At 31.0% G+C, this 7,753-nt stretch carries 8 protein-coding genes and 1 tRNA gene; 6 read left to right on the top strand and 3 right to left on the bottom strand.

The genetic code is table 11. From position 1 onward, the window contains the following. Window positions 1–188 precede the first annotated feature (188 nt). Complete coding sequence (gene iadA, locus I6U48_RS26975) at window positions 189–1,358, bottom strand: beta-aspartyl-peptidase (protein WP_218323608.1); 1,170 nt, start codon at window positions 1,356–1,358, stop codon at window positions 189–191. Between the two features lie 194 nt (window positions 1,359–1,552). On the opposite strand from iadA, the gene I6U48_RS26970 reads away from it, so the two are divergent. The 4 genes from I6U48_RS26970 to I6U48_RS26955 all read left to right on the top strand — a co-directional run bounded on the left by I6U48_RS26970 (window position 1,553) and on the right by I6U48_RS26955 (window position 4,431). Further along, window positions 1,553–1,942, top strand: a complete 390-nt coding sequence (locus tag I6U48_RS26970) for a zinc ribbon domain-containing protein (RefSeq protein ID WP_218323607.1) — start codon at window positions 1,553–1,555, stop codon at window positions 1,940–1,942. A 124-nt stretch (window positions 1,943–2,066) separates the two neighbouring features. Next, window positions 2,067–2,141: transfer RNA gene (locus I6U48_RS26965), tRNA-Glu, on the top strand. A 540-nt stretch (window positions 2,142–2,681) separates the two neighbouring features. Beyond that, window positions 2,682–3,578, top strand: a complete 897-nt coding sequence (locus tag I6U48_RS26960) for an HD domain-containing protein (RefSeq protein ID WP_218323606.1) — start codon at window positions 2,682–2,684, stop codon at window positions 3,576–3,578. A 496-nt stretch (window positions 3,579–4,074) separates the two neighbouring features. Beyond that, complete coding sequence (locus tag I6U48_RS26955) at window positions 4,075–4,431, top strand: DUF3307 domain-containing protein (RefSeq protein WP_218323605.1); 357 nt, start codon at window positions 4,075–4,077, stop codon at window positions 4,429–4,431. Window positions 4,432–4,716: 285 nt separating this feature from the next. On the opposite strand, the gene I6U48_RS26950 is transcribed toward I6U48_RS26955, so the two are convergent. After that, window positions 4,717–5,706 (bottom strand): biotin--[acetyl-CoA-carboxylase] ligase, encoded by a 990-nt coding sequence (locus I6U48_RS26950; RefSeq protein WP_218323604.1) that lies wholly within the window; start codon window positions 5,704–5,706, stop codon window positions 4,717–4,719. Between the two features lie 197 nt (window positions 5,707–5,903). Then, the gene (locus I6U48_RS26945) at window positions 5,904–6,074 is read right to left on the bottom strand and encodes a hypothetical protein (protein ID WP_218323603.1); all 171 of its coding nucleotides are present in this window, start codon (window positions 6,072–6,074) and stop codon (window positions 5,904–5,906) included. A gap of 160 nt (window positions 6,075–6,234) precedes the next feature. On the opposite strand from I6U48_RS26945, the gene I6U48_RS26940 reads away from it, so the two are divergent. Next, window positions 6,235–6,456 carry a helix-turn-helix domain-containing protein gene (locus tag I6U48_RS26940; RefSeq protein ID WP_218323602.1) on the top strand — a complete coding sequence of 74 codons (222 nt, stop codon included), beginning with the start codon at window positions 6,235–6,237 and terminating at the stop codon, window positions 6,454–6,456. Window positions 6,457–6,601: 145 nt separating this feature from the next. Then, window positions 6,602–7,513 carry a ribonuclease Z gene (locus I6U48_RS26935; protein WP_218323601.1) on the top strand — a complete coding sequence of 304 codons (912 nt, stop codon included), beginning with the start codon at window positions 6,602–6,604 and terminating at the stop codon, window positions 7,511–7,513. The last annotated feature ends 240 nt before the right edge of the window (window positions 7,514–7,753 follow it).

Genomic DNA, 7,753 nt, shown 5'->3' with positions numbered 1-7,753 from the left:
AAAACTTTTTAATCAATCTTAGCGAAGTATTTTAGAAAATCTTAGGACTTCTGATATGTTTGAGGTACGAGTTTATCAGATGTTCTTAGATTTTCAAAATACTGAGCTTTAGATTGATAAAAAGTTTTTATAGTGCTGAAGCTTGGAAGCATATACCGGAGTGTAAGTCTACTTTCGGCCGTGAATGTCTATATCTTATTTTCAAAAGTTCCAAATACAACAGGCTTATAATCTTGAACCATGATTTGGCCCTTACATAATACCATTTTAATATTGAGTTTTTTATCTAATAGAAGCAGATCTGCATCATATCCTTCTTGTATTTCACCTTTATTCTTAAATTTTAAAAATTTAGCAGGCGAAGAGGTTAAGGGGATAAGTGACTCCTCAATAGAAATACCCTTTTCAATACATTCTCTAATTGTATCCATGTTTGTTGATGGTGAGCCTATTGTTAATTTTAGAAGTTTGCCCTTTTGATCGAATATAGGCATACTTCCACCGGAATCTGAACTCATAGTAATTTTGTAAGGTGATATACCTGAGTTAAGCATAGTTTTATAGACATCAGAAGCATATACAGCATCATCACCTTCAGGTTTTATTCCAGTGGTTATATCCACGAAGCCACCAGCTTTAGCATATTCAATCGATTGTTTATAGACTAGTGGATTTCTATTTACATGAGTAGGAAGTAGATTGTCATAGGGGATTTCAGAATCTTTCACTACGTCCATAACTGGAATAAGTCCTTTCTTGCCGTCCCCAATATGCATATGTAGTACGCCACATTTTCCAGAAATCATGCCGCCAACCCTAGCCTCACTGGCTAAGTGAATTAGATCATTTTCTGATGGGTGGCTTCCTCTATGATCTGATACGGCTATTTCACCGACACCAATAATTTTATCTACAAGGACTATGTCACCTCTTGCACTATCTGTTATTGTTCGGGTAGGCATTTCATAACATCCAGTCCAACAATAAGTACTTATGCCTTCTTCTTCAAGAGATCTTGCTTTAGCAATTAAAGTTCCCATGCTTCTTGTAGTTCCATCAGTACCAAGAAGTCCTACACAAGTTGTTATTCCATTTGTGGTAAGGTTTGTAAGCATAAGCTCTGGAGCCCGTGTAGTAAAACCACCTTCGCCTCCACCGCCAATAATGTGTACATGTAGATCTATTAATCCAGGTACTGCGATTAAACCTTCCCCGTCGACTATTTTAATATCAGGAAAGTTTTTGTCAGGCCAATTTATTTCCGAAGAAATATAAGCGATTTTATCAAACAATACTAGAATGTTTTTCTTACCTAAAGATTTAGGCCCAAAAATTTCAACATTTTTTATTAAAATCATTTTAATTCACCTTCTTATTTTATTGATTTATAATGTATATTCTAATAATATATATTATGATAATTTTTTAGTGTTTTTTATGCAAAAATATAGTGATTTTTAAATTAACTTATAAATGGATAAAAAAGAGTTCTTATGTTAGAATATATATTGTAATTTTAATCATTAATTAATTGGTTTTCAAGGAGGGTAGTATGTTTTTTATTGGAGTTTTTGGTGTTGAAGAAAAGCAAAAAGAAATTGGGACTATTAAAAATTTGTCCTGTAAAAATTGTAATAAAATAGGAGCTAGGCTTACATTATATAAAACATATTCATTTTTACATATATTTTTTCTTCCTGTTTTTAAGTGGAATGATAGGTATTATGCAGTTTGTAGTGGTTGTAATTCAATTTATGAAATATCAAAGGAAAAAGCAATTAGGATGGAGCAGGGAGATGAGGAAGCAATTACTTATTGGGATTTAAGACTTATGGATTTTGGAAATTACGATAATTATATTAAATATAGATGTAAAAATTGTGGAAAAGAAGTGGAATCACAATTTGAATATTGTCCTTATTGTGGAACTAAAAAAGATTAATAGAGAAAATTTATATTAAGTTATAAAATTTTAAAATTTAACATAAAAAATATGTTGACATATGAATAAAAATAGGATATTGTATTTATTGTGCTCGAAAGGAGTATTATAAGCAATAAAATATGGCCCATTGGTCAAGTGGTTAAGACACCACCCTTTCACGGTGGTAACAGGGGTTCGAGTCCCCTATGGGTCACCATAAAAGCTGTAAACGTTAAGGGTTTACAGCTTTTGATTTTTATAATGGTTTTAACACCCTCTATTACCACTTTTAGGTATAACATTAAAGCCTTTTCCAAAAACACCTTTTGTATAAACTATTTTTGAATTATCAAATAAATAAGATGAATCTGGTTCAACAATAAAATTTACTCCATTAACTGAAAATATTTCATCATCTTTAGTTGGCTCATCCAGAGCAACTCCTAAAACTGGTCCGCCTCATCCGAAACCTTTAATCAAAAGTCTAACTGAGGATTTACTTTTTTCTTTTAAATTTTCAACTAGAGCTTCTTTGGTATTTTCATCAAAAACTATATTCATAAATAAACCTCCTTACTTATACTGAGTATGTGTATGTTTGCTTTGGCTATATTATTTAATTTTCCTCAAGTCAAGAAAAATATTAAATGAAAAATATTAAAAAAATTCCTAAATATTATATTTGATAAGTTTAATTAAAACTAAACATACTAATAGGTGTATAATTAACTTGGAAAGTTAACAAGAGGTGATAGTTATGAAGAATATATATGTAAAAGACATCAGAAATGGAGGAAACATTTCTTCTACATTTATGATAATGAAAAAAGTATTTAGAGATGGGGAGAAAACTATAGCTTATATAGGAGATAAAACTGGTGATATTAAAGCGTCTATAATAGATAAATCTAACGTTTTGAAGGTTGGAGATGTTATAAAAGTTGATGGTGTATTAGAAAGTATATTTGAAGTAAAACAATTCCAAGTATTAAAAGAAGTTGACATGAAGAGTTATCTTCCTTATGTAAGTAGGCCTATAGAGGATATAATGGACGAGATAGATAAAATATCTGAAAGAGAGTTTAAAAGCGAAGAATGTATAGAATTAAATAACTACTTTTTTAAAAATGAGGATTTTCTTGAGAAATTTAAAAAAGGAATTGGAGGTGTAAGCCAACATCACAATTATATAGGGGGATTAGCTGAACACACGTTAAATGTAATGTATCTAACTCAAGTTTTTGCACATAGGTATAACTGCAGAAATGCAGAGATAGCCATGTTGGCAGCAAAACTTCATGACATAGGAAAAACTGTAGAGTATTTTGTAGATGGACCGTTTTCTTTTACGCTTAGAGGAGAAATGGAAGGTCACATTGTTATAGGAGTTCAAATGTTAGAAGAAGCCTTTAATAAGAAGCCAGACTTATATAGCGATAACTTTAAAGAAAGAATTAAAGGTTGCATTGTACAACATCACGGAAAACTAGAATATGGTTCTCCTAAAAAACCAAATACGGAAGAAGCACATATAGTAAATTTTGCTGATCAGGTAGATGCTTTTCTAAATAAAATAGGGCAGATAAAAGAAGGCGTTGAGCCTAACACATGGTCAGATTATGATAGAAGAATTGAAGGTAAAATATATGTGTAGATATAAGGCAAAAAAGTTGTATAGATAAACACGGCCGACACTTAACCTACACTCCGGGAGATATTTACATTCTTCCGACACCATAAATACTTTTGATAAGTCTAAAGCTCAGTACTTAAGCAGAGAGCTAAAATCTTTGATTTTATGCGAATCGCTTACTCATCTGACGAAAGGAAGAGGAGTTTCCTTTAGAGTCTAAGAACCATTTATAAACTCGTACCTCAAACATATAAATAATTCTAAGACTTTCTAAAATACTTCGCTAAGACTTATAACAAAAGTATTCAATGTGTCTTCCGGAATGTAAATATCTCCTTGCGTATAAGTTAAGTGTCTAGTGTAGTTATCTATATTTCTTATTAGTATGATTTGTAAACTAAAAGTTAAATATAAATTATATATTACCTAAGTAAAATAAAATTTAGTATAATATATCCATTAGTATTTAAAAATACTAAAATAGGACTTGTGTAGAATTAAGTTATGAGGATTAAGGATGAAGTTGTATATAGCATTAGTTTTTTCACACATAATTGGTGATATATTTATGCAAAGAAATAGTGTTATAAGAAAAATTTTAAGAGGTAGAGAGTTGTGGCAGCTGAAAAGGCAAAGTAAACTATATATAGTTCTTCATGTTGCGTTATATGTTTTGCCGGTTGTGTTAGTACTTGTATATTTGAATATATTTACCTTATACGGATTTGCAATAGTCTTTATTAGTCATTTTATTATTGATTATATTAAATGCTATAAGATTAAGTATGAGTTTATGTCTAAAAAATTTTTTGCAGTAAATATAATTGATCAATTTTTGCATATTAGTATTTTATTTACTGTTGTAAATATATAAGGGGCTGTTGCATTTACAAAGAACTATACCAGAAAGTAGAATTATACGAAGAGAGAGGTTACCAAAGCTGAAGTCACATATAAAAACTTTTTTGTCAGTCTTAGTGAAGCATTTTAGGAAATCTTAGGACCTTTGATATGTTTGAGGAACGAGTTTATCAAAGGTTCTTAGATTTTCAAAATGCTGGGCTTTAGACTGATTAAAAGTTTTTATAGCGACAAAGCTTGGTAACCTCTCTCGGAGCATAATTCTACTTCCGGTCATGTTTGTAAATGCAACAGTCCCTTAAGGTACATACTTTCCATGAAGTCCTCTAATGGAAACCTCTCCGGATACTATGTTTTCTATAGTTCCATCGGCATATTGAACCACGAGTTCACCAGCTTCATTTAAATCTATGGCTTTTCCAAAGAGTTCATTATTAATTTTTACGACTCTAATTTCTTTACCAATTAAAATTGAGTTTTCCCTACAGATTTTTATAGAATTTGTTATATCATTTTTATAAGCAAATTCATTATATAAAATCTCAAAATTATTTAATAATTTTGTAACTAGGTCTTTTCTTTTTAACTCATTTCCAGTTTCACAGATTAAGGAGGTAGCAGTATCTCTTAGTGATTCAGGAAATTCCTCTTTTTTTATACTTACATTTATTCCTATTCCCATAACCACATAATTTATTCTGTTAAGTTCGCCGCTCATTTCAGTTAATATTCCGCAAACCTTCTTATTGTTTAGAATTATATCATTTGGCCACTTTACATAAGCGTTTATGTTAAAATCATTAAGAGTTTTAATAACAGCAGCAGCACCTACTTGAGTTATTTTGGGAATATTAGGAGGATCTATATCCGGTTTTAAAATGATAGACATCCAAATACCTTTAAATTTTGGTGCCTTCCAAGCACGTCCAAGTCTGCCTCTTCCTGAGGTTTGTTCTTCACTTATAATAACAGTACCATTATCTGAAGCATTAGCAAGTTCTTTTGCTTTGTTATTAGTTGAGTCAATTGTCTGGAAGTACATTATGTTTCTTCCTATACAACTTGTATTTAGATTAGCGCTTATTTCTTCAAAAGTAAGCAAATCAGGAGAAGATAGTAATCTATAGCCTCTTTTTGATATAGATTCTATTTGATAACCAGCATCTTTCAAAGAATTTATGTATTTCCATATAGCAGTACGGCTCACCCCTAAATTTTTGCTTATTAATTGTCCAGATATAAAATCTCCTTCATTTTCCTTAAGCAAATGGAGAATTTTATCTTTCATAAAAATCACCTCTTTATTTTGTCTAATACATTATACTACAAAATGTTACAACATGTCTGTATGATATAAAAAAATAAAAAGACTGTTACGATAATAGGTAAACACAGCAGATAATTAACATATACATGAGTATAAATTAAGTGTCTGACATGAATATCTATATAGTGAAACAGTCCTTTTATAAAGACGATTTTTAATTATTGGTTATGAGATAACTTAGAGCGTTTAGTAAATTTATTACCATTCTCATGGGAACCTATTTTTTCGCCATCTACAATTCCTATATTAGCACCATCTTTAGGGTACATTTTTCTAAGTTCTGCATTGGACTTAATATCTGTTTTTAAGTGATTTTTATTGTTATCCATTTGGACACCTCCACATGAATTATATAATCTTAATCTGCCCTCTTAGATGAAAATATATTCTACCATTTAATATTAAGAAATTGTAAAGTTACTATAAATTTTAGTAAAAAAGAGTTATAATTATAATAGAAACTTTCATAACTGAATAGGGGGTTTTCTTATGTTAAATGGGAAAAAAATTCGTGAGATAAGATTAAGCTTGGGATATACTACTTTAGATGTTCAAAATCTTACGAAAAAACAAAAATTTGAAACTTCGATTTCAAAGTCTTATTTAGAAGAACTTGAGAGAGGAGATAAGAAAAATCCGAGTTTTGACAAAGTTGTTGTGCTAGCAAGAATATTAGGTTGTAAAGTTGATGATTTAATACTAAGTATTTAAGAGATTAAGTAAATATATCCGTAAAGCTGCAATATATATTTATGTTGCGGCTTTATTTATTATAAAAACGTATTCATAGTATAAAACATTTTTCACCGGAAAATCTAATGTTATGATAATTTAATTTTGAAAAGGGGATATTTATATGCTTGATGTTTGTTTACTTGGATGTGGGGGAAGCATGCCAGTACCAAATAGATGTCTTACGGCTATGATTGCATCTTATAAGGGACGAAAAATTTTAATTGACTGTGGTGAAGGTACCCAGGTTAGTTTAAAAATGTTAGGCTGGGGAATGAAGACGATAGATGCTATATTATTTACTCATTTTCATGCTGATCACATTGCTGGTTTACCAGGCTTGCTATTGACAATAGCCAATTCAGGTAGAGAGGAGTCACTTACAATAATTGGTCCAAAGGGATTATGGCATATAGTAAGTGGTCTTAGAGTAATAGCTCCGGTTCTTCCTTATAAAATAGATATATTGGAATTTCAGGGATATGGAAAGACAGCTAAAAATATCGCTGGTTTTAATATAGGCATAATATCTGTGCAACACACTATACCATGCTTTGCATACTCCATAGAAGTGCCGAGAAGTAGAAAGTTTGATAAGAATAAGGCGGAAAAAAATAATGTACCTATGGTTATTTGGAATAAACTTCAGAAAGGTGAGGAAATTCAGTATGATGGTATTTGGTTTACACCAGATATGGTTCTGGGAGAAGAAAGGAAGGGGTTAAAGCTATCATATTGCACGGATTCAAGACCTATTGGTGGACTGAAGGAATTTATAAAAGGATCAGAACTTTTTATATGTGAAGGCATGTACGGAGATGACAGTTACCTTGAAAAAGCAATAGAGAATAGCCACATGCTTTTTTCAGAGGCAGCATCACTAGCAAAAGATGGAGAAGTTAAAGAACTATGGCTTACTCACTATAGCCCGTCCTTAGGGACTCCGGAAGATTACCTTGAAAATGCAACAAGTATTTTTCCTAACACAATATTGGGAAAAGATAGACTTACGAAGACTTTAGTGTTTGAAGACTAGGTTTTTATATATACACCCATGGCCGACATTTAACTTATGCTCCGGGATATATTGGCATTCTTCCAGCACGATAACTACTTTTGACAAGTCTAAAGTTCATATTTTTAAAAAAACTAAGAATCTTTGATAACTCGCTCTGCTCAAACAATCAAATCTTCTAAGTTTTTTAAAAATATGAACTAAGACTTGTACCAAAAGTAGTTAAATGTGCCTTCCAGAATGTCAATATATCCCTCCGTC

Origin of the sequence: Clostridium thailandense (assembly GCF_019207025.1) — a bacterium.
In the GTDB taxonomy this organism is placed as follows: domain Bacteria; phylum Bacillota; class Clostridia; order Clostridiales; family Clostridiaceae; genus Clostridium_AM; species Clostridium_AM thailandense.
Note: the sequence above shows the minus strand (reverse complement) of the source record. Positions and strands in the feature narration are given on the sequence as shown.